This window comes from Bacillus siamensis (genome assembly GCF_051628075.1).
Lineage (GTDB): Bacteria > Bacillota > Bacilli > Bacillales > Bacillaceae > Bacillus > Bacillus siamensis.
The window spans coordinates 3,074,591-3,097,115 of the sequence record NZ_CP155579.1; the positions used below are offsets into that span (position 1 = coordinate 3,074,591).

Here is a 22,525-nt window from a genome sequence, read left to right on the forward strand (position 1 = left end):
TATAAAACTCGCGGATTTCTATTCATAGTCACTTTAACATAGGAAAAATTTCTCGACAAGGGAAGAGAATTACTTACATTTTCTCGGATTGTTGCCGCAAACTATTTGTATTCAATCCTGAAAGGAGATCATGTTGTGAAAGTTCTGTTATCTGCTCTTCTCCTTTTATCCGTTTTCTGTCCGGCTGCTAGCGGAAAAGAACAATCGGCTTCTGTTTACGACGGACGGATGCAATTGTACCGCAAAGCCGAGGCGGTCACGCAGATTCCTTGGTATGTGCTTGCAGCGGTTGATCAATATGAAGAAAATGTCCGCTCGAACCGAAAGGATCTGCCTGAAAAAGCGGGAATCATCAGCATTTATATTCCGGATCATTTGTGGAGCGGGCCTGAAAATCCAAATCCTAAGGACGATGCGCCCCTCAGTATTAAAGTATTTGACGGCATCGGCCTGGACGGCGACGGTGACGGAAAAGCCGAGGTAAGCAATGATGAGGATATCCTTTATACATTTGCACAGTACTTAGCGGGATTCGGAACGGATCTTGACCATATCCGCATCGGCCTCTGGAATTATTACCGCCGCGATCAGACGGTCGGCATTATCACCGAATTCATGACACTGTTCAAGACATTCGGCCGCCTTGACCTCGGAGAACACGCCTTTCCGCTTCCCGTAAAAACGGATTACAGCTACCGCAGCACTTGGGGAGCCGCGCGGGGGTTCGGCGGGCGCCGGATTCACGAAGGAACGGATCTATTCGCTCATTACGGGCTCCCCGTCAGATCGACCTGCTACGGTATTGTCGAGATGAAAGGCTGGAACCGCTTCGGCGGCTGGAGAATCGGCATCAGGGATATCAATAACACGTATCACTACTTCGCTCACCTGAACGGCTTTGCCAAAGGCATTCATAAAGGCCAGATCGTCAAACCCGGTGAGGTGATCGGTTCTGTCGGAAGCTCCGGCTACGGCCCGCCCGGCACTGCGGGAAAATTCCCGCCGCATCTTCACTACGGAATGTATAAAGATAACGGCAGGTCGGAATGGTCTTTTGACCCGTATCCTCATTTAAGGGCATGGGAACGGAAAGAAATCCGCAGGAAAAAGTAAACACACAGCCGCCAGAAGAGAATGCGGCTGTGTGTCTTTATTTGTCTTTCTCCTTTTTTTCATTCGGCAGCTGAACGGAAGGCGTCACACCTGATCCGCCGCTTCCGTTATAAAACTGCGGCACCTCTCCTTGAATGGCTTTAATGGAGACCGGAATATTATTTGTCACGACTGATGTCTTGCTGGCAAACGGAATAATCACCTTCACTTTAATCTCCACGAAAATACTGATATCAATCAGGGCATTGTTGATGCCGTACGGCTTTATTTTTGTTTTCACGTCAGTTAACGCATCGCCGATCAGGTTAAAGCGCACGGGGATTTTCGGCCCGAGATTCCCGAGAATGCTGTTACCCGTGACCTGCCCTAAAGGGATGTTAATCATAATTGCATCGGCCGTTTTGGCGCCTTTTTCTGTTTCATGCTGCTTATTGTTCGACTCCGCTTCCTTCAGATGAGCCTGAAGCTGCTTTGTCACTTTCGCCTTCATGCTGTTGACCACTTGTGTATTAAAATCCATCGTTGTGACTTTTCCGTTTTCATCCGTTTTCATATCGACCATATCTTTCACATTGTCGCTGTGGGACATGTATTCTTCAATGGATTCCGTAATGACCTCTGTCGCCACCCGTTTTGTTTCCATTTCTCCGATGTTCATCAGCACCGGTTTGATTGAGGAGTTGATCATCCAAAGGCTGATGACCGTCGATATGATAAAAAAAGCAAACGACAGAAGAAGCACATACCGAAAAGGCAAAGGCCCTCTCTTGCGAAGAGTGCTCCGGTATCTAGGCAAGAAAAATCCCCCCTTACATATCACAATGTATGCTTGTAAGAGGGGACATAGTAATTTATTTTTGCTCTTAAAAAATCACGCTTTCCTTCATTCAGGTGCCCGCGGCAGAAATGGACCGGCGTGACATTACGGCTGCTGCGCAAGCTTCCAGGCAAGCAGATCTCTTAAAAACTCCGGCATAAAGTATTGTTTTTCTTTCGAATCACGGATCTCAGGGAACAGCTTGCCGAGTGTGAACATGTCGAGAACGGCAACCGAGTATATCCGGTCCGGATCAAGCTCTTCTCCGTTCACTTTCACATTGATGAGGTGCGTCACCCCGTCTTCAAGGATGTCAGTCTGCACCTCTGCTCCGGCATATACCATCCTGCCCATGACTTCTCCGCGGAAGCCGAGGCCTTTAATCCGCAGCTGCTCCATTTTTTCAGAGGCAGCCTGGCTGATTGTTTCTTGAAGTTCTCTGCCTGAAAGTCGCACGGCGACCGGATTGATCGGATGCGGGCAGATGCGGTGCAGATCAAGCTTTGTGACAGGCCCCTTTCTTAAAGGCCCCAAAATAACACCTGAATTCACCATGCTGACTTCACAGCCGCACCAGCTTTTCAGCGCTTCGGCTAAAAGAAGCGGGAGGGGCGATTCTTCAAACCACTTCACGCCGGCTTCTTCATTCAGATCGGCGACTTGTACGGAAAGCAGGTTTTCCGCTTCCCGTTCTTTCTCTTTCAGATAAGCCGCCGTATCTTCAGATTCACCATGCCAATCAGCGATTTTCTGCACAGATGCCTGTTTGCTGACAATGGTTCTTGATTCACTTTCGATCGTCAGCTCGACACAGCCGACATAGTTCCCGTATTTCTCCGCACAGGCAAGCAATACGCCGTTTATGTCCTGGCCGTCCTCAAGAAGGTGGTGTGTATGCGATTCAAGAATGACATCAATATCGGGGAATTTTTCCGCTGCGGCCCGGTCATCGATCAAGCCTAAATGCGAAAGCAGAATGATGATATCCGCTTTGCCTTTGATATTGTCAAGTGATTCTTGAATGCTTTTTTCCGCATCCGTCACCGTCCAGCCGAGCTTTTGATAGACGGGATAATACGGCACTGTGACGCCGAGTATGCCTGCGGTCATCCCGTTTTTCAGCGTTTTGATCACGTATGGCTCGGCCCATTTCGGCCGCTGTCCGTCCGCGTCAAACAGGTTGGACACGATGACGGGAAACGCGGCATGAGTATATAAATCCGCCAGTTCATCATGAGGCAGCGTAATTCCTTCATTATTCCCGACGGCGGCCGCATCAATCTCAAGACGGTTTAACAAGTCAACATTCGCTTTGCCGAAGGTCGCTTCCGTTATCATTTGAAATCGGTCCATATGGTCGCCGATGTCGAAAACGAGTGTTTCCTCCCCGTCTTTTTCATGCTCATTTTTCTTCTGCTCAATATAATGTACGATTTTCGGCCAATTTTCGAAATGGCTGTGCAAATCATTCGTATGATATAAACGGAGCTTCTCTAACATACCATCTCTCCTACCTTTTAGCTGAATATCCCTTGATAAATCAATTCACAGCCGATCAAAATCAAGACGATCCGCATGAAAAGCACGATTGTTTTCGTCTGCACCCGCTTGTTGACCCACGCGCCCATTTTACCGCCGAACCAAGCGCCCGGAATAAGGCACAGCGCATAAAGCCAATTGACATGGCCCTCTGCGATATGTGACACGGAACCTGTCACGGAGGATAAGAAAATAATGAGCATTGACGTGGCCACAGCCACTTTCGGCGGGAACAAAAATAACAGCATCATGGCCGGAACCATAAGAGAGCCGCCGCCAATGCCGAAAAGACCGCCCAATAAGCCGACGAAAAAGGCAATCGCGATACCGGTAAACATACGGTACGAATATGTATAAAGCTCACCCGATTCATCCTCATATGTCCGGATCATGCCTTTATGCGCTTTATTGACCGGTTTTGCTTTCGCCTTCAGCATTAATGTAATGGAAATCAAGATCATAAAAAGTCCGAACCAGACGGAAAACGTATGCGCATTAAAGAGTTTAGACAAATACGCGCCGATGATGCTTCCCGGACCTGAACCGATAAAAAAGATCAGCCCGCTTTTGTAATCAACGGTTTTATATTTCATATAGGCCAGAGTTGATGACAGACCCGTAAATATAATCACCAAAAGGGACGTGCCGATGGCAGTCTGCGGTGTTACGTCATGGAAAAACGGAGTCATCGTGCTTAAATAGAGCATTGCGGGCACAATAATAATTCCTCCCCCAAGCCCGATCAGGCTGCCGACCGTTCCCGCGATAAATCCTAATATAATTAAAATAAGATAAGACATGTGTCTTGAAACCTCTTTTCTAGCTGAATAGGTCAAGCTGCTTCGGAGCAAGCCCGGTATATTGTATATCTAGCATTTCAAGCATCTCAAGGCCGTTGTCGGCGGCGTCTCCGCCTGAGTTATTATTGAAGAGCACGTACAGATTGCGCGACTGCTTTTTCAGCTCCAGAAGATTGTTTTTCCAATCTTTGAGCTCCTGTTTATTATAGCGGTATAAATATCTGACTTCACGCCAGTTTTGCCCGCCGTCAGGTTTGATCCAGCCCTGCTTGTTCCGTCCGTGAAAACGGACAAGCGTTTTTTCTTCATCCGTTGCTTTCAGGACGGCCGGAATGCTGCCCTCGCCGATTTGCGGCTCGTCACATATGCTGTGAATCCAGCCTTCCGCCTTCATAAAGGAAAGCGTCTGCTCGTAAAATGGCGGGGAAAACCATGACCTGTTGCGGAATTCAAGCGCACACGGGATATCACCCATCTGCTGCCTGCACCATCTTAAATATGCGACGTTTTCTTTCTTGCAGTCAAACCACGGCGGGAATTGGAACAGCACCATGGCAAGCTTTCCATGCTCTATATACGGCGTCAATGACAGCTTAAACGCTTCAAACATCTCTTCCTTCGTTTCAAAAGGAATATCGCCGCGCTGATGGCCCGTCATCCCTTGATATGCTTTGATAATAAATTGAAAAGTTTCCGGCGTCTCTTTGACCCACCTCTCGTTATTGCGGGCGGGCTGTATCGCGTAAAAGCTCGCGTCCAGCTCAACGATGGGAAAATGAGAGGAATACGCCTGCAGTTTTTGCGGTCCCGCCGTTTTAGGCGGATAGATGCTGTCATGATCCCCCCAACCCGTCAGTCCGATATAAATCACATTCCTTCACCTCTCACTCTAGTTTATCACAGGTGTTTTTCTCTTTCCGTCTCCATGTTTTGTCTGAATGCACTTTTCAGATACCGGTATTGATGTTCATTGGTGTCCGAAAATGCCTCACTTCTGGTAGAAGGGATATGCTGATAGACGACCGGCTCCGAAAACTGTCCCCTCGTGAAATCATATATCTCCCCTTCTATTCGGTTATAAAAATGCCAGCTTGTGCCGGTTTTTGTTTTGAGAATGTCACCGCCGTAAACATCTTGGATGACTAAAGCCGTCACGCCGCACTGGCCTTTGGCCGGGCATTCTTCCGTCCATTTTGTACTAGTCTTGCGCGACCAGGATGCCGTTAATATGTTCAAGATTTGATCATACAATGTGTTTTACTCCTTTTTATAAAAAGATACCACGTTGATGAAATTTTAAAAACAAGCAGGGCGGAAATCAAAAAAAACCCGGCGGTAAAATCCGCCGGGCTTACGAAGGAACGACCAGCGCTCCGTCAATGCCTTCTTTTGCTTTCTTCCCGTCACTGTACACGCACCGGCCTTTGCTGTATGTAGCCGAAATGCGGGAGGGAAAGGTATGTCCTTCGTAAAGGCTTAGCTTATGCTTTTGAAACATCGATTCTCTTGTGACAGTGTACGGCTCCATGCTGACAAGCACAAAATCCGCATCACACCCCTCCTCAAGGCGCCCTTTTTTCTGAAGGCCGAATCGTCGCGCAGGTGCCGCCGCTGTCCATTCAGCGATGGTTTCAAACGGAATCTGATGCTCAAGGGCGAGTTCCAGCATCCCTAATAAAGTAAACTGCCCGCCGCTGATTCCGCCCCATGATAAAAATAGATTATCCTCCCGCTTCAAGGATGGACGGCAAGGGGAATGGTCTGAGGAAACCATGTCAATGTGCCCCGCAATGAGCGCCTCGATCAGCGCTTCCTGCGACTTTCGCGGCCGGAGCGGAGGCGCGCATTTTGCGACAGAGCCCTTTTCCCGTAAATCGTCATGGCTGAACAAGACATAATGCGGGCATGTTTCGACTGAAACATCGAGCCCTTCCCGTTTCGCCTCTCTGATCAGCCGAACCGCTTTCGCCGTGCTGATATGAACAAAATGAACCGGGCAGCCTGTCACCCTCGCATACTGAATGGTGCGATATACCGCTTCAGCTTCGGCTTCCTCCGGGCGGGAGGCGGCGTACGCATCCGCATCCACCTTTCCTTGATTGGCCAAAACCATCTGCAAATAACTAGTGATCGCGTCGCTTTCCGCGTGAAGAGCGAGGATTTTCCCTGTTGCAGCGATTTCTGCCATGCCTTTGAGCAATGTCCGTTCATCAACAGAGCGGAACTCATCTGTGCCTGATCTTGATAAAAATGCTTTAAATCCGATCGCTCCCGCTTCAGCCATCGGGCGGATGTCCTCGATATGGCCGGGCACAAGTCCGCCCCATAGCGCAAAATCCACGGCTGATTTTTGCCTTCCGAGTTCAGCTTTTGCATGTAGATGCTCTGCCGTCACGGTTGATGGGATGCAATTGAGCGGCATATCAAAATAGGTGGTGCAGCCGCCTGCCGCCATCATTTGAGAACCTGTTTCAATTCCCTCCCAGTCCTCTCTGCCCGGTTCATTGAAATGAACATGGCAGTCTATCGCACCGGGAAACACGTACTTTCCGTCTGCTTGGATGATTTCTGCCCCGCTTGTTTCAATGACAGAACCAACCTCGGCAATGATACCGTTTTGAACTGCGATATCAACTTCCTTCACACCATCTGGCGTAACTGCCTTCGCACCTTTTATCACCATATCGTAAGCCATACCGATCCCCCCATGTCAGGTTGACGATTTTTCATGTCAGTTTATGTAACACAATCCATTCTATTTTCAACAGTTTACTGCTACTATAATCGTATTACATCAGCAAAACCGCTAGAATTCCTATTGAAAATTATTCATCTTAACCAATATTTTTATAGAAAAGGAGAATGCGCTATGAATATTTTTGATGTGATGAGAATACCGGCTTTTGAAAACGCCCATTTAATCGCTGGAAAAGCAGGAGGGGAAAGAGAGGTACAGCATGTCAATATGATGGACGCACCGGATATTGCAGACTTCCTGCATAAGAATGAATTGCTCGTCACCACCGCGTATCACCTGAAGGATCACCCCGACCAGTTATCTGAATTGATTCGGCAAATGGCAAAACGCGGCTGCGCGGGTCTCGGCATTAAAACAAAGCGCTACTTGGAGGATATCCCGAAAGAAATCATCGAACTGGCCGATTCATACGCGTTTCCGATCATTGAGCTTCCGGAACACATCCGTCTCGGCGATATTGTGAATGCAACACTCAGCCGTATTCTCGATATGCGTTCCAACGAGCTTCAGCAAGCCATTTACGCGCACAAAAAATTCACAAACCACATTATGAGCGGAAAAGGGCTGCAATCTCTCCTCAAAAAGGTCTCAGACCTGCTTCAGATACCCGTGCTGCTTCTGGACCAGCATGCCAAAATGCTGTCTGCGTCCCATCAGATCTCAATTGAGACCGAAAAGCTAAAAAGAGTCCTGAACACCGTATCCGGGCCGTTTTTCACTTGTTTTTCCGCAATCTCCGATCAGAAAACATATTCCGTCCTTCCTATTTATAATCATGAAAAAAACTGCGGCTTCCTGCTGATACCGGACATGGTGCAGGCCGGCGACAAAGGATTGATTCTCACCATTGAGCAAGCGGCCAACGTGATATCCTTTGAACTGCTGAAGGAAAATGCGCTGAAGCAATTCAGCCGCCGTACGCGCAATGAGTTTTTCAGCAATTTTATTGAGCGCACATTTTCTTCAGACGATGAAATCAAAAACCGGGCGAAGGAATTCAAGCTGCGCTGGGATCAAAAATACATGTGCATCGCCGGCAAACTCGACCGGAATAACGATTCGATCAGCTTCACAGAAAATCAGCTCGCCTCCGACGGTGTCTTCGACTTTCTTGAAGGTGAATTATCAGCCTTCCCGTTTCCGCCCCACCTTTTTATAAAAGGAAATGTCGGCATTATTCTGATAGAAGCGACAGACAGCTGGAATGAAATGCACGCCTCGGTGATCAGCTTTTTAGAGCAGTTCCAAACACAGGTCAGAGCTCAATTTAAGCGGACGGTGTCCTTTGGCATCAGCAATATATGCCAAAAGCTCATTGACGTTCCCGACGCATTCACAGAGGCTTCTGATGCTCTGCACTCTGGGCATTTGTCAAGAAGCACGGAGTTTATCCAGGTGTATCACGCGAAAGATGTGCCCGAGCTTCTCCGCCTGCTTCCGGTTGAGGATTTGAAGAAGTTTTACAGTTCCACGCTTCAAAGCCTCGCTGAAAAACAGCAGGAGGATCAAAGCCTGCTTCATACGCTGTCCGTCTATTTAGAAACACACTGCCAAATCTCCGAGACGGCAAAGCGCCTGTACGTTCATCGCAATACGGTCATCTACCGCCTTGAAAAATGTGAGGATCTGCTGGGCAAAAGCTTAAAAGATCCTGAAACGACGATGCGTTTGCGGCTGGCCTTACGGATGCAGCGGCTGATCAGCTAGCATTTGTCACATAATCTTACAAACTAAACCGTTTTTCGTCACTTCCAGCAATAACGCCTGTCTTTTTCAGCTACTGTACCCAATGACACCCAAAAATCAGCACGCTATCATGTTACTAAAGTTTACATACAAGGAGGGACTATGTTGAAACAAAGATCGTTTGCCGTGTTTTCTCTTGGCCTTCAGCATGTGCTGGCCATGTATGCAGGTGCGATTTTAGTGCCCCTGCTTGTCGGCAGGGCGCTGAATGTAACCTCTGAACAGCTGTCTTACCTGTTAGCGATTGACCTGTTAACGTGCGGCGTCGCGACGCTTTTGCAAACCTTGCGCGGCGCACACATCGGCATCGGGCTTCCCGTCATGCTGGGCAGTTCGTTTGTGGCCGTCACTCCGATGATCGCTATCGGCGCCAATTACGGCATTCACGCGGTTTACGGTTCCATCATTACAGCCGGTGTATTCATCTTTTTGTTTGCGCGTTTTTTCGGCAAGCTGACCGTGTTATTCCCTCCTGTCGTAACAGGAACCGTTGTGACCTTAATCGGCCTTTCACTTGTTCCGGCAGGTGTGAAAAATATGGCCGGCGGCGAAAAAATAAACGGCGGCGCCAACCCCGAATACGGTTCGCTCGAAAACCTTCTTCTCTCTGTCGGCGTTCTTGTTCTGATCCTAGTCCTCAACCGCTTTCTCAAAGGGTTTGCCCGAACGCTGTCTGTTCTGATCGGAATCGCCGCCGGAACAACGGCAGCAGCACTCATGGGCAAAGTCAGCTTTTCTGCTGCTGCTGAAGCCCCGTTCTTCCAAATCCCGAAACCGTTTTATTTCGGAACCCCTTCATTTGAAATCGGACCAATCTTAACGATGCTGATCGTCGGAATGGTCATTATCGTCGAATCAACCGGCGTTTTCTACGCAATCGGCAAGATATGCGGCAGATCTTTAACCGAAAAAGATCTTGTCAAAGGCTACCGGGCGGAGGGAATCGCCATTCTCATCGGCGGGCTGTTCAACGCCTTTCCTTATAACACCTTCGCGCAAAACGCCGGCTTATTGCAGCTGACGAAAGTGAAAACAAGAAATATCGTCGTTACAGCAGGCTGTATCCTTGTCTGTCTCGGCCTGATACCGAAGATTGCCGCCCTTGCTTCTGCCGTTCCTGCTGCTGTACTTGGCGGCGCAACCGTTGTCATGTTCGGCATGGTGATTGCCTCAGGCGTTAAAATGCTCAGCACAGCGGATCTCAAAAACCAATATCACCTCTTGACCATCGCATGCTCAATCGCACTCGGCATCGGCGCCAGCACGGTCCCCGGGATTTTTGCTGAATTCCCCGCTCCAATCAGAATTCTGGTCAGTGACGGCACCATCACCGGCAGCCTGACCGCCATCTTTTTGAATCTATTTTTCAGCCTGCGCGGCAAAAAAGAAAAAACAACACAGAAAACTGAACTTCCGGCATTAGATCATACACTCGCATTAGAAAAAGAGGTGTAAAAAAAATGAAGAAACAGCAAAATGCCTTTCAGCTGGCGATGCTCGGACTTCAGCATATGCTTGCCATGTATGCGGGAGCGATTCTCGTTCCGCTGATCGTCGGAGCGGCGATCGGGCTGAATGCGGGGCAGCTGACGTATTTAATCGCGATCGATTTGTTCATGTGCGGGGCGGCGACTCTTTTGCAGCTATGGAAAAACCGGTTTTTCGGCATCGGCCTCCCCGTTGTGCTCGGATGTACGTTTACCGCGGTCGGCCCGATGATTTCCATCGGCAGCACATACGGTGTCTCAGCGATCTATGGCGCCATTATTGCCGCAGGGCTGATTATCGTCTTAGCCGCGGGCTTCTTTGGAAAGCTTGTCCGCTTTTTTCCGCCTGTTGTGACCGGCTCAGTCGTCATGATTATCGGCATCAGCCTGATTCCGACAGCAATGAATAACCTGGCCGGAGGCGATGGAAGCAAAGACTTCGGCTCACTGGACAATGTGCTTCTCGGGTTTGGCGTCACGGCTTTTATCTTATTGCTGTTTTATTTCTTTACAGGCTTTATCCGCTCCATTGCGGTTTTGCTCGGCCTTATCGCAGGTACAGCGGCCGCATTCTTCATGGGAAAGGTCGATTTTTCTGATGTCATGGAGGCGTCATGGCTTCATATTCCGTCTCTGTTTTATTTCGGCATGCCGACCTTTGAACTGCCGGCTATTGTGACGATGCTTCTCGTTGCGATTGTCAGTCTGGTCGAATCAACAGGTGTTTACTTTGCGCTTGCCGATATCACAAATCGCAGGCTGTCGGAGAAGGATCTGGAAAAGGGCTACCGGGCGGAAGGCCTTGCGATCGTGCTTGGCGGCTTATTTAACGCGTTTCCCTACACAGCTTTCTCGCAAAATGTCGGTATTGTCCAGCTGTCAAAAATGAAAAGTGTTAACGTCATCGCCGTCACGGGAATGATGCTGATGGCAATCGGACTGGTTCCAAAAGCAGCTGCACTGACAACAGTGATTCCAACCCCCGTTCTCGGCGGCGCGATGATCGTCATGTTCGGCATGGTCATTTCTTACGGGATCAAAATGCTTTCCAGCGTTGATCTCGACTCGCAAGGCAATCTGCTGATTATCGCCGCTTCCGTCAGCTTAGGGCTTGGCGCAACGACAGTTCCCGCGTTGTTTTCATCTCTTCCGGGAGCGGCTTCAGTTTTAGCAGGAAGCGGAATTGTGATCGGCAGTTTGACGGCAATTGCATTGCACGCTTTTTTTCATGCCAAACAGCCGGATCACGCTGAAATAAAAACGTAAAGGAAGATGCCAATGTTCACTATGGATGACCTGAATCAAATGGAAAGACACACACTGACAGACACGCTGGGATCTATTTTCGAACACTCTTCATGGATTGCCGAGGAAGCGGCGGAATTACGCCCGTTTTCTTCCCTTTCTGACCTTCACCGCAAAATGGCCGGCATTGTAAAAGCCGCGGACCGCCAGACGCAGCTTGATGTAATCAACAAGCATCCCAGACTCGGAACAAAGAAAACAATGAGCGCTGATTCGGTAAGAGAGCAGCAGAACGCAGGGCTCAGCAAACTTGAACAAGAGGAATACGAGGAATTTCTCAAGCTGAATGAACATTATCATGAACGCTTCGGCTTTCCTTTTATTTTAGCGGTAAAGGGAAAGACGAAACAGGACATTCACCGGGCCCTAGTGAAAAGGCTCGAGAACGAACAGGAAACCGAGTTCCAGCAAGCCCTTATCGAAATTTACCGCATCGCCCGCTTTCGGCTGGCGGACATCATAACTGAAAAAGGAGAGACGCAAATGAAAAGAACCATGTCTTACGGCAAAGGAAATGTATTTGCCTACCGAACGTTTTTAAAGCCGCTCACAGGAGTAAAGCAAATCCCAGAGTCATCTTTTTCAGGGAGAGACAATACTGTTGTCGGCGTTGATGTGACATGCGAAATTGGCGGAGACGCCTTCCTGCCGTCATTTATAGACGGGGATAACACCCTCGTCGTGGCGACGGATTCAATGAAAAACTTTATTCAGCGCCATTTCGCTTCCTATGAAGGGACAACAATTGAGGGGTTCTTACACGATGTGGCTCACCGATTTTTAAATACGTATTCTCATATGGACACGATTACTCTGACAGGCGAAGAGATTCCATTTGAAGCAATGCCCGCATACGAGGCGCAGGAGCTCCGCACAAGCCGGCTCGTTTTCAGAAGATCACGCAACGAACGGGCTCGGTCTGTGCTGAAAGCGGAACGAACAGGAGAGACCATAACGATTACAGAGCAGTACAGCGAAATGATGGATCTTCAGCTCGTCAAGGTGAGCGGCAACTCTTTCGTCGGCTTTATTCGCGACGAATATACGACTCTCCCCGAAGACGGCAACCGCCCGCTGTTTGTCCATCTAAACATCGGCTGGCATTATGAAAACACAAATGACGCATACGCTTCTGATCCAGCCTGCTACGTCGCTGCTGAACAGGTCCGCGACTTGGCGTGCGCCGTGTTTCACGAGCTTGAAACCCCTTCAATCCAACATTTAATCTATCATATCGGCTGCAGAATTTTAACGAGATTCCCGCAGCTCACTAATGTCACCTTCCAATCTCAAAATCACACATGGGACACAGTCGTGGAAGAAATTCCGGGTTCCAAAGGAAAAGTCTACACCGAACCGCGCCCGCCATTCGGCTTCCAGCGTTTTACCGTGACAAGAGAAGACGCCGAGAAAGAAAAACAGAAAGCCAATGAAGCCTTAGGGAGCCTGAAAGCCTGATGGGAAAGCTGACGACCCATATCTTAGATTTAACCTGCGGCAAACCCGCGGCGAACGTAAAAATTGAATTGAAGCGGCTGGGCGGCGGAGGCTTTAGGAAAGAGGCATACACCAACGCTGACGGCAGAGTCGATGCCCCGCTTCTCGCAGGTGAAGAGCTGGTGTCCGGAGAGTATATGATGGAGTTTCATGCAGGGGACTATTTCGCGAGTAAAAACGTGAACGCAGCCGCTCAGCCGTTTTTAACCATCGTCACCGTCCGTTTTCACATTGCAGATTCAGATGCGCATTATCATATCCCGCTTTTGCTGTCGCCGTTTGGTTATCAGGTGTACAGGGGGAGTTAAAAAGAAAGCCCGCCGGTGAGGCGGGCTTCTCCATGGCAGCATTCACAGCTGCAAGGAAAGAGATGTATTCACTGCTGTTTGTGCATGAATGAAAGCCGTATCAAATAATGGCACTTCAGAATCCTCGGCTTTTACTAATAATCCAATTTCAGTACATCCGAGAATAATCCCTTCCGCACCCCGATCCACCAAATGATTGATAATCTTCTTATACATGGTTTTAGACGACTGTTTGATTTCGCCTAAACATAGCTCCTGATAAATAATATGATTGATTACTTCTCTTTCCTCATCAGCAGGCACAATGACATTGATATTGTGAGACTCAATACGTGATTTATAAAAATCTTGTTCCATCGTATACTTCGTTCCAAGTAAACCTACTGAACGAATACCTTGTCTTGTGATTTGATCGGCAGTTGCATCTGCAATATGTAAAATAGGGATAGTGATCATTTTCTGAATACAGCCAATCACTTTATGCATGGTATTTGTACATATGACGATAAAATCTGCCCCGGCTTTTTCTAATGATCTCGCAGCTTCCCCCAAAGCTGCACCCGCCTTATCCCAAGCCCCTTCAGACTGATAGTGTTCAATCTCTTTAAAATCAACACTGTATAAAACGCATTTTGCAGAATGCAGCCCTCCTAGTTTCTTTTTTATCTCTTCATTGATTATTCGATAATATTCAGCCGAAGATTCCCAGCTCATTCCGCCAATAAGGCCGATCGTTTTCATATAACCGCTCCTGAATTTTTTTCAGAATATAATCAATTATTCTAAAGTATTGATTCGTCTTATACAATTATTTGTTTTTCAGAAAATGGCCTGCGGGGAAAATATCCCGAAGTTTTTTAGATACTAAAAGTCCGCTCTTAACAGTCGAACTCCCTTTTCCCCCTGTTCAGCTCTCTTCTCATCCTCCAAGCCGACCGCATAATCCCGCCATACCCGGTACACCGGCACAAATTCCCTGCCAGCCCTTCTTCTATGTCTTCATCTGTGGGATGCGGGTTTTCTTCGAACAATGCTTTAAGCGCAATGATCATTCCCGGCGTACAGTAGCCGCATTGGAAGCCGCCTTCTTCCAGGAAAGCGGTTTGGCACATGTCCAGCTCTTCTTTTTGAAGCCCCTCGATGGTTGTGATGGAATGGCCGTCTGCTTGATAGGCCATCGTCATGCACGCATTGGCCAGCTTCCCGTCAATTAAAATGGAGCATGCTCCGCAGCGGCCGATACCGCAGGACACCTTTGTCCCGGTCAGCTGAAATTCCTTTCTAAGCAAATCGCTCAGACGTGCCGTGGGAATGGCTGAAATCTCACGCTCCTGCCCATTTACGGTCATTCGGTACTGTCCCTTTTTTACAGAAAGTGATCCAGCCTCTTTTACGTCCATTGCTTCAGCCCCTTTCTGTCTATCGCTTCAAGCAGCTCTTCTCTTGAAATCGGCAGCTTGTTTATCCAGCAGCCGATCGCATCATGTACAGCCTTTACAATAGCGGGAGTGATAGCGATCGTTCCGATTTCGCCGACTCCCCGCGGTCCATACGTGTCTCCCTTCATTACATCTTCTATGGCGACCACCTTCATGCTCGGAACATCTTTGACACCGGGGATCAAATAGTGATCGAGATTTTCTGCAGCATAACGGCCGTCCGTCATTTTCGCTTCCTCCATCAGCGTATAGCCGAGCGCCATGGCGGCGCCGCCTTCAATTTGGCCCCGATAACCTTGCGGACTGACAACCGGTCCTGCCGCAATGGCGTGCTCACAATCTATCACTTTGACATCACCCGTTAACAGATCCACTTCCACCTCAACGGCGGCTGCTCCAAATGAGTAGAGAAAATGTCCGCCGTCCACAGGATCAGGCGTTGTCGGAAAGTCAAATGCCGTTTCCTCTGCCAAAGGGCCTTTTTCAGCCAGCTCTTTATATGTCACCATGAGCTCCTCTGTGTTTTTATCACGTAAGCCTTTAGCGCCGGGAATAAGGGTTTCCGCTGAACAACCGCTCCATTCTGCCGCCCGTTTTTTCAAGCGAGAAAGAAACGGCTTCTTCAAACGGTGAATTGCGTGCCACACCATGCTTGTGCCGCGGGACGCCGTGGAGGAGCCTGACTTCGGCACTTTTGCGGTATCCCCAATGACAATGGTAATATCCTCTGCGGCACAGCCAAGCTCCTCGGTGACGATATGTTCAATCGCCGACAGAATGCCCTGTCCGCATTCTTCAAATCCGAACGAAGCTGTGATTTTTCCGTCACCTGAAAGGGACAAACGGCCTCCCGCCGCATCCATTCGGCCATAGCCCAGCCCGCCGCCGTGCATCGTTATTGCCGCTCCCGTGCCGCTCCGTATATACCCGGAGTTCCGGCGTCTTCTTGTGAGAATGGAAGATTCAGAAATGGCATTCAACACCTGTGCCGCTCCGTCAGTCGGTGCAATCCGATGTTCCAGCGGCCCTAAGTCATACGGCTTTCTGATATTTTTTCTTCTCAGCTCCAGCGGGTCGATACCGAGCCTATCACTGAGACGGTCGAGATGGGTTTCAAGGGCAAATGTGATTTGATTGCCGCCAAAGCCCCGGAATTCTCCCGCCACCCCGTTGTTCGTAAACACAGATATCCCTTCCGTCCGGATATTCGGAATACGGTACGGGCCTGCGGCATGCTCGACTGAAAAATCAAGAACGGCGGGTCCAAGTGTGGCGTAAGCGCCTGTGTCCGCCACAATTTTCACATCATGAGCCAAAAGCTTTCCTGTTTGATCAGCTCCCGTTTTTATTGTCACCTTCATCGGATGGCGCTTAATGCCAGAACGTACAGATTCCTTTCTCGTCTGATGGATTTTGACAGGGCGTCCGCTTTTCAGGGCCAAGAGCGCGGCATACGGCTGGATATTCAGCTCATCTTTTCCTCCGAACGAGCCGCCCATCGGACTCGACACAACCCTGATCTTCTCTTCAGGAATGTCAAAAATACGAGCAAGCTGGAAACGGTCTTTATAGCCGTGCTGTGTTCCTGCATACATCGTAAAGCCCCCATCATCCTCCGGAACGGCTGTGCCTCCTTCCATTTCCATATACGTATGCATCTGCCGGGGCAGCTCATAGGTTTCTTCAAGGACTGTGTCACACACCCGAAACCCTTCCTCGACATCGCCGTTTGAAAAAAACGCGCGGTGCAGGATATTCCCGTCCTCGTGGAGCTTGGGTGCGTCCGGGCGAAGCGCTTTTTCCGGTGAATCAATGATCTCAAGCTCTCTATACTCAACACGAATCAGCTCCAGCGCAGCCTCCGCGATTTCCTCCGATTCTGCAGCCACGGCGGCAATCGCATCCCCGACATACCGTACTCTGTCCTCGCATAAAACCGGCTGATCAGGGATGACGATGCCAAATCGGTTTAATCCGGGAACATCTTTATGAGTGACGACAGTCCGCACACCTTCCAATTCTTCAGCTTTCATGGTGCAAATCGACACAATCTCCGCATGAGGATAAGCGCTTCTTAACACCTTGCCATACAGCATTCCGCGAAAGCTGAGATCGGTCATATATTTCAGTTCTCCTGTGACCTTTTCTCTTCCATCCGGCCTGACTCTTGACGGTTTGTTGATCATCATTTATTCCCCGCCATCAGCTCTGACATAATGACGTTGGCAGCGGCTTTTTTTCTGTATGCCGCTGACATAAAAGCATCTGCGGAAAATGGCAGCTCATGGATAAGCGTTTCGTACAGCTCGTGCGGATCACACCCTGCCATCCGCTTCGCTTCACTTTCCAATAATCTTTCAGATGTAATATCGGCATGGCCAGCGGCGAGACGAATGCCGCCGTCTTTCAAAAAACGTCCGGCCGCAACAGCAGCCGCTCCTGTAAAAGCCTGACGCCTCCCAAGCTTGCGGTAAAACACACGCTCTCCCTCCGCACGCGGGATGATGACACGCGTGACGATATCACCTCCATCATTTTCATCTGCGAGCCAATCGCCAAGCGGCAGTCTGATCAGCTCCTTTTGATATACGACAAGCTCCGCATCAAGTACGAGCAAGAGCGGAATCAAATCGCCGATTTTACTCGCGATATTTCCGCCAATTGTGGCCCGGCTGCGGACACCCGGTGCGGCGACGGCGGAAGCAGCGTCGCTGAAACAACGAAGCGCACTCTTGATCAAAGGATTTTTTCTGCATTCATTCAGTGTCGTGAGCGCTCCGATCGACACGTGGGTGTCACTGACGCTGATCCCCCTCATCTCTTCAATTCCTTCCAGACTGACAAGATGCTGTTTCGGAAGAATTCCCTTATCCCACTGAAGCTGAAGCCATGTGCTGCCCGATGCGGCACACACATCCGGGGCAAACTGCTTTAGAAGCGTATAGGCTTCATCGAGCGCTGCCGGTTTCCATAATTGAATGTTCATCCTCGCTTTTGGCACTTGCCCGTTCATACCATCGCCCTCCTCACCATCTCATATTCCTCCGGTGTATCAATATCGTTCAGCTCCGCGCTTTCCTTTGCCTCCAAAACGGCTCCTCTTCCAAGCTGCCCGTTTTTCAGAAGTCTGCGGGCCCCCTCATCTCCCTTTAGCTTCTTTATATAAGGAAAACACGCTGCTGAGAAATAGATTGGCGGGGCAGGAGCGCCTAAAGATGAAGACACGGCAAACGACTCAGGTGCCATCGCCACAAGGGCATTGAGATGATCAACGGAAAGCTGCGGCTGGTCGGCTAATAAAATGACAACGCCGTCCGCTCCCATGCTTTCCGCTTTTCTCACCCCGCTGCTGACTGAATGCCCTTGACCTTTTTCTGCGTCTCGACAAACGTGCAGACTCCAGCGTTTTCGAAAAGGCTGAGCGTGATAGGGTGCTCCCATCCATTCAAGGGAAGCTTGCTCTGTCCGCTCGACGATCAGCACGTGATCAAGGCCGGACAGAAGAGCCGTTTTCAAGGAAAGCGATCCGACGGTTTCTCCTTTTAGCGGCAAAGCCAGCTTGTTTCGGCCCATCCTTTCGCTTTTGCCGGCAGCGAGAAACACACCGATCAGATAGGGGCTTCTCATACAACCGCCAGCCGTTTTCTTGTTTGAATGATTTCGGCAACAACGCTGACGGCAATTTCCTCGGGGCCTTCCGCACCGATTGAAAGCCCGACCGGACTGTAAAAGTGAGCCGGCGGCTGTTTACCGTTCAGCAGCCGCTTCGTGCGGTTTGCCGAACCCAACAAACCGATATAATGAAGGTGTTGAGAAAATAAAAAGTCGATGATCGCTTGATCGTGCTGAAAATGGTGGGTTGCCACAACAGCTGCATCCTGCGGCAAAAACTGAAATTCATTGAGCATTTGTTCCGGAAAAGCGGTGATCAGCCGATCCGCTTTTGGGAATAGAGAGGATGTGCAATAAGCGGGACGCCAATCTGTCACGATCACAGAAAATCCTGTATCAGCCGCCAAATTGGCAAGCGGCACAATATCCGGTCCCGCTCCGAACAGAATGAGGCGCGGCTTCGGTTCAATCCGCTGCATAAACAGGTTGGCAGATGGATCAAAATGCGGTAAATGAAGCGCAGAAACGGTACGTTGTATGTCTTGCAGAGGCGCGCCCGGCCAATTCCCGAAATGCCCGTTTTCCGTCAGAAATAAAGAACGGGAGGAGTCAATCTGCGTAACGGCTGTTACTGCTTTGCCAGCATGAAGGCAGTCTCGCACTCTTTCATAGTGCCGTCTTTTTTCCTGAGTGATTGCTTCCGCATGAATATGAATCATGCCGTTGCACCCTGCTCCCATGCCCCAGGAAAGATCGTCCTCCGCCCGCATATCATAAGAAATCAGCGCTGACGTCAGCTGATCACCCAGCTCACTGATTCTGCGGAATAAATCTTCTTCCACACATCCGCCGCTCAGCAGGCCGACCCTTTCCCCATTTTTCTTAAAGAGCATAGAGGCGCCTGCTTTTCGATACGCTGAGCCTTCTACTTGAACAATTGTCGCCAGCACAGCCTCTTCCTGATCTTCCAGAAGCGCATCTACCATCATGTGCAAATTTGCCAATGCTGTATCCCCCTCTCTTACATTGCTGTGAGAATCAACAAGTTCAGCGTGATTTTATAGGTAACTTGTATAAAGAATAGATGATGGAAGAAAAATTGACTCATGCTTCGTCAGAAAATACAACACGGAGAAAGAAGATTTGTAAAAAGAGTCAAACGGAGAAAAACGGATTGGAGAAATAGCACATCATATGACTAAAAAAGCTTGCGGAGGTTCCGCAAGCTTTGCTTTATACCGCCGCCTGACGGCCGACGTTTTCATACACGTCAAGCGCCGATTGGAGTGCTTTTCCGGCTTCAATCGCCGCACCATGTCTGAGCAGCACAGCCTCCAGCCCGGCAAGGACGAACAGCACGTTTTCTTTTCTGCAGCTGTAGCCCATCGTGCCGATTCTCCAGATCTTCCCCGCCAGCGGACCGAATGAGCTGGCAATTTCGATGCCGAATTGCGCCAGCAGCATGCGGCGGACAGACTCGCCGTCAATGCCGTCCGGAATTTCTACACAGGTGACAACAGGCATTTTGCAGCTGTCATCTCCAAACGGATTCAGCCCCATGGCCTGAATCCCTGCCGCTAACGCCTTCTCATGGCGGCGATGGCGCTCAAAGCGGGCTTCAAGACCTTCTTCAAGCACCAGCCTGACACCCTCACGCAAGGCATAGAGCATCGTCGTCGCTTCTGTATGATGATTAAGCCGTCTTTCGCTCCAATAATCCTCAAGCTGGCTCAAATCAAAATAATTGCTTGTGATCGGCCGGTTTCCTGAAAGCGCTGCCCTGTCCGCTTGTGTCGCAATCCCGCGCTCCACCTTTTTACGAGCCGCAATCACATCCGCCACCCGCTCATTATATGTAATCGGCGCCATCCCCGACGGAACAGACAAGCATTTTTGCGTGCCGCCGATGGCCGCGTCAATCTTCCATTCATCCACCTTTACCTCGCAGCCGCCGATCGTCGCGACTGCATCGACAATAAACAATGCATTGTGTGCGCGGCAGGCTTCGCCGATTGCTTTCAGCGGGTGAATCCGCCCTGTCGAAGTTTCGCCGTGCACCATCGCGACGATTTTCGGCTTCACTTTTGTCATTTCCCGTATGATGTCCTCCGGGTCAAAAACCGTTCCCCATTCGCACTCAAGCGTATGAACATTTGCCCCGTACCGCTCGGCGATTTCAGTCAGCAAATAACCAAAGCGCCCGTAAATGGGGATGAGCACATCATCTTCAGGTTCAATGATACTCGCCAGCACCGCTTCGATTCCCGCCCGTGACGTGCCGTCAATCGGGTATGCCCAGCGGTTTTTTGTTTGAAACAGCTCCCGAAGCATTTCCATCGTTTCATTCATGATATCCGTAAACGCCGGATCAAATTGTCCGACAACAGGGGTGCCCATTACTCTTAATACACGCGGATCAACCTCAACAGGGCCCGGCGTCATAATCGTTCTTAACGGCGTGCATAATTCTTTTCTGCCTGACACAGCCATTCCTCCTTTATCAGTAAGCCAGTTTGTATAATAAATCAGTCAGTGCGCGGATGCCGATCTCAAGCTGTCTGGCTGAGGTATATTCCTTCGGTGAGTGGCTGATGCCGCTTCGGCTTGGCACAAACAGCATACAAGCCGGATGGCGCCGTCCGATCATTTGCGCGTCATGCCCTGCTCCGCTCACCATTTCCTCACAGCTGATGCCGTTTTCTGCCGCCATTTCAAAAGCCGCATCCTTCAGCCTTTTATCCATCGGCACAGGTTCTATCCGCATATATTCATCAATGACGGCGTGAATTCCTTTTTGACGGCAAATTCGGTTGATCAAAACAGCCATATCTTCATGAAATTGCTTCAGCACGCGCTGATTTTGATGGCGTATATCGATTGAAAACTGCACGCGCCCCGGGATGACATTGGCTACATTGGGTTCGGCCGTTATTTTGCCGCATGTCAGACGGAGCTCATCCGGCTGCTCTTCTGCGCGCAGAAGCAGTTCATGAATGATGCGGCTGCCGGCTGCGAGCGGGTCCTTGCGCCATTTCATGGAGGTGGTTCCTGCGTGATTGCATTCTCCTTCGAGCGTGACCAGATATCGTCTCTGCCCCGCAATACTTGTCACGATGCCGAGATCCCTGCCTGACATTTCCAACGTCTGCCCCTGTTCAATATGCAGCTCAACAAACGCGCTGATATCTGTCCTATATGCTGACTGAAACACACCTTTGCCAAAACCGCTCTCATACATCGCTGTTTGGAGGGAGACTCCCGACTCGTCTCTTGGCTCTTTTGCATCTTGTTCTGAAAAAACACCCGTCATATTCCCCGACCCCCAATAGGTCATTGGAAAACGGCTGCCTTCCTCCTCACATAAGGAGACCGCTTCGAGCGTTTTTTTCGGCGCTCCGTATGTTTCCTTGAGCTGCTTTAACGCAAGCATTGCCGCCAGAACGCCATAAGCGCCGTCATACTTTCCCCCATTGATGACAGTATCAATGTGCGAACCGGTTACAATCACTTCATCCGGAGACTGGGTGCCCGAAAGCCTGCCGAAAACATTGCCGACGTCATCGAATCTTGTTTCAAGCCCGAATGAAGACATTTCCGTCTTCACTGCAAGCTGTGCGTCCATCCACTCTTTTGTGTACAAAAGCCTCGTTACACCGCCGTCTGCTGATGCGCCGTATTGGGCGAGCCATTCAATATAATCTGTGATGCTGTTTTTGACTGAAAGCTTCTGCTTTTCCATGTACTCCCCCCTCTGGCCGTTATGGTGACTTCATTATAGAAGGAGGAACACGACAGTTCATTGACAGATTAACCAAAAAAACGTTTATTTTTTGGTCACAGTATCTCATGTAAAACCCACAGAAAACACAGTAATCAGCCGCAATGGATGAAGGAACCAGCGAGAGGAAAAAGAGGACAAAAAACCTTTCATATGAACAAGCCAAGCTTGCGGAGAAACGATGCGCAGAGCGCGGGACGGATGAAAACAGAAATGCCGGCAGCTTGCCATCTCCCAACTGAAGCAAAAACCGGGTCTCAGGATATCCCCCAAAGGAACCAATTTACAATTTTAATGAAAAATATACAAAATGACACTTCTATCCT

20 protein-coding genes are annotated in these 22,525 nt (G+C 49.5%); 6 read left to right on the plus strand and 14 right to left on the minus strand.

The genetic code is table 11. The annotated features are described in order from the left end of the window. Positions 1 to 135 precede the first annotated feature (135 nt). Complete coding sequence (gene lytH, locus ABDB98_RS15170) at positions 136 to 1,113, plus strand: L-Ala--D-Glu endopeptidase (protein WP_060964379.1); 978 nt, start codon at positions 136 to 138, stop codon at positions 1,111 to 1,113. Between the two features lie 37 nt (positions 1,114 to 1,150). On the opposite strand, the gene yunB is transcribed toward lytH, so the two are convergent. From yunB to ABDB98_RS15200, 6 genes are all read right to left on the minus strand, one after another. Next, on the minus strand, positions 1,151 to 1,909 hold the full coding sequence (gene yunB / locus ABDB98_RS15175) for a sporulation protein YunB (protein ID WP_076982791.1): 759 nt from the start codon (positions 1,907 to 1,909) through the stop codon (positions 1,151 to 1,153). 126 nt (positions 1,910 to 2,035) lie between these two features. Further along, positions 2,036 to 3,430, minus strand: coding sequence for a bifunctional metallophosphatase/5'-nucleotidase (locus ABDB98_RS15180; RefSeq protein WP_438420557.1), 1,395 nt, complete (start codon positions 3,428 to 3,430; stop codon positions 2,036 to 2,038). 17 nt (positions 3,431 to 3,447) lie between these two features. Further along, the gene (locus tag ABDB98_RS15185; RefSeq protein ID WP_438420559.1) at positions 3,448 to 4,269 is read right to left on the minus strand and encodes a sulfite exporter TauE/SafE family protein; all 822 of its coding nucleotides are present in this window, start codon (positions 4,267 to 4,269) and stop codon (positions 3,448 to 3,450) included. A gap of 19 nt (positions 4,270 to 4,288) precedes the next feature. Continuing rightward, on the minus strand, positions 4,289 to 5,140 hold the full coding sequence (locus ABDB98_RS15190) for a DUF72 domain-containing protein (protein ID WP_438420560.1): 852 nt from the start codon (positions 5,138 to 5,140) through the stop codon (positions 4,289 to 4,291). 26 nt (positions 5,141 to 5,166) lie between these two features. Beyond that, positions 5,167 to 5,520 (minus strand): YunG family protein, encoded by a 354-nt coding sequence (locus ABDB98_RS15195; protein ID WP_438420561.1) that lies wholly within the window; start codon positions 5,518 to 5,520, stop codon positions 5,167 to 5,169. Positions 5,521 to 5,620: 100 nt separating this feature from the next. Further along, positions 5,621 to 6,964 (minus strand): allantoinase, encoded by a 1,344-nt coding sequence (locus ABDB98_RS15200; protein WP_438420562.1) that lies wholly within the window; start codon positions 6,962 to 6,964, stop codon positions 5,621 to 5,623. A 174-nt stretch (positions 6,965 to 7,138) separates the two neighbouring features. Here ABDB98_RS15200 and pucR point away from each other — a divergent pair, with 174 nt between their 5' ends. The 5 genes from pucR to uraH all read left to right on the plus strand — a co-directional run bounded on the left by pucR (position 7,139) and on the right by uraH (position 13,370). Beyond that, positions 7,139 to 8,734, plus strand: coding sequence for a purine catabolism transcriptional regulator PucR (gene pucR / locus ABDB98_RS15205; RefSeq protein ID WP_438420563.1), 1,596 nt, complete (start codon positions 7,139 to 7,141; stop codon positions 8,732 to 8,734). A gap of 144 nt (positions 8,735 to 8,878) precedes the next feature. Beyond that, a complete protein-coding gene (locus ABDB98_RS15210) occupies positions 8,879 to 10,228 on the plus strand; it encodes a nucleobase:cation symporter-2 family protein (protein ID WP_438420564.1) in 1,350 nt (449 codons plus the stop codon). Between the two features lie 5 nt (positions 10,229 to 10,233). After that, on the plus strand, positions 10,234 to 11,526 hold the full coding sequence (locus ABDB98_RS15215) for a nucleobase:cation symporter-2 family protein (RefSeq protein ID WP_438420565.1): 1,293 nt from the start codon (positions 10,234 to 10,236) through the stop codon (positions 11,524 to 11,526). Between the two features lie 12 nt (positions 11,527 to 11,538). Further along, the gene (gene pucL, locus ABDB98_RS15220; protein WP_438420566.1) at positions 11,539 to 13,023 is read left to right on the plus strand and encodes a factor-independent urate hydroxylase; all 1,485 of its coding nucleotides are present in this window, start codon (positions 11,539 to 11,541) and stop codon (positions 13,021 to 13,023) included. Further along, positions 13,023 to 13,370, plus strand: a complete 348-nt coding sequence (uraH, locus tag ABDB98_RS15225) for a hydroxyisourate hydrolase (RefSeq protein WP_438420567.1) — start codon at positions 13,023 to 13,025, stop codon at positions 13,368 to 13,370. The genes pucL and uraH overlap by 1 nt, the downstream gene beginning before the upstream one ends. A 42-nt stretch (positions 13,371 to 13,412) precedes the next feature. Here the strand turns inward: uraH and ABDB98_RS15230 are convergent, their stop codons facing one another. The 8 genes from ABDB98_RS15230 to allC form a co-directional block, all read right to left on the minus strand. Further along, positions 13,413 to 14,111 (minus strand): aspartate/glutamate racemase family protein, encoded by a 699-nt coding sequence (locus tag ABDB98_RS15230; RefSeq protein ID WP_438420568.1) that lies wholly within the window; start codon positions 14,109 to 14,111, stop codon positions 13,413 to 13,415. Positions 14,112 to 14,248: 137 nt separating this feature from the next. Beyond that, positions 14,249 to 14,770 carry a xanthine dehydrogenase subunit E gene (gene pucE / locus ABDB98_RS15235; RefSeq protein WP_438420569.1) on the minus strand — a complete coding sequence of 174 codons (522 nt, stop codon included), beginning with the start codon at positions 14,768 to 14,770 and terminating at the stop codon, positions 14,249 to 14,251. After that, positions 14,761 to 16,998 carry a xanthine dehydrogenase subunit D gene (gene pucD, locus ABDB98_RS15240; protein WP_438420570.1) on the minus strand — a complete coding sequence of 746 codons (2,238 nt, stop codon included), beginning with the start codon at positions 16,996 to 16,998 and terminating at the stop codon, positions 14,761 to 14,763. The genes pucE and pucD overlap by 10 nt, the downstream gene beginning before the upstream one ends. Continuing rightward, the gene (gene pucC, locus ABDB98_RS15245) at positions 16,995 to 17,822 is read right to left on the minus strand and encodes a xanthine dehydrogenase subunit C (protein ID WP_438420571.1); all 828 of its coding nucleotides are present in this window, start codon (positions 17,820 to 17,822) and stop codon (positions 16,995 to 16,997) included. The genes pucD and pucC overlap by 4 nt, the downstream gene beginning before the upstream one ends. Continuing rightward, positions 17,819 to 18,436, minus strand: a complete 618-nt coding sequence (gene pucB, locus ABDB98_RS15250) for a xanthine dehydrogenase accessory protein PucB (RefSeq protein ID WP_438420573.1) — start codon at positions 18,434 to 18,436, stop codon at positions 17,819 to 17,821. Before pucB ends, pucC begins: the two co-directional genes overlap by 4 nt. Further along, on the minus strand, positions 18,433 to 19,425 hold the full coding sequence (locus ABDB98_RS15255; RefSeq protein ID WP_438420574.1) for an XdhC family protein: 993 nt from the start codon (positions 19,423 to 19,425) through the stop codon (positions 18,433 to 18,435). Before ABDB98_RS15255 ends, pucB begins: the two co-directional genes overlap by 4 nt. Positions 19,426 to 19,654: 229 nt before the next feature. Further along, positions 19,655 to 20,905 (minus strand): (S)-ureidoglycine--glyoxylate transaminase, encoded by a 1,251-nt coding sequence (gene pucG / locus ABDB98_RS15260; RefSeq protein ID WP_438420575.1) that lies wholly within the window; start codon positions 20,903 to 20,905, stop codon positions 19,655 to 19,657. A gap of 16 nt (positions 20,906 to 20,921) precedes the next feature. Then, entirely contained in the window at positions 20,922 to 22,160 is a 1,239-nt protein-coding gene (allC, locus tag ABDB98_RS15265; RefSeq protein WP_438420576.1) for an allantoate deiminase, read from the minus strand. Positions 22,161 to 22,525: the final 365 nt, after the last annotated feature.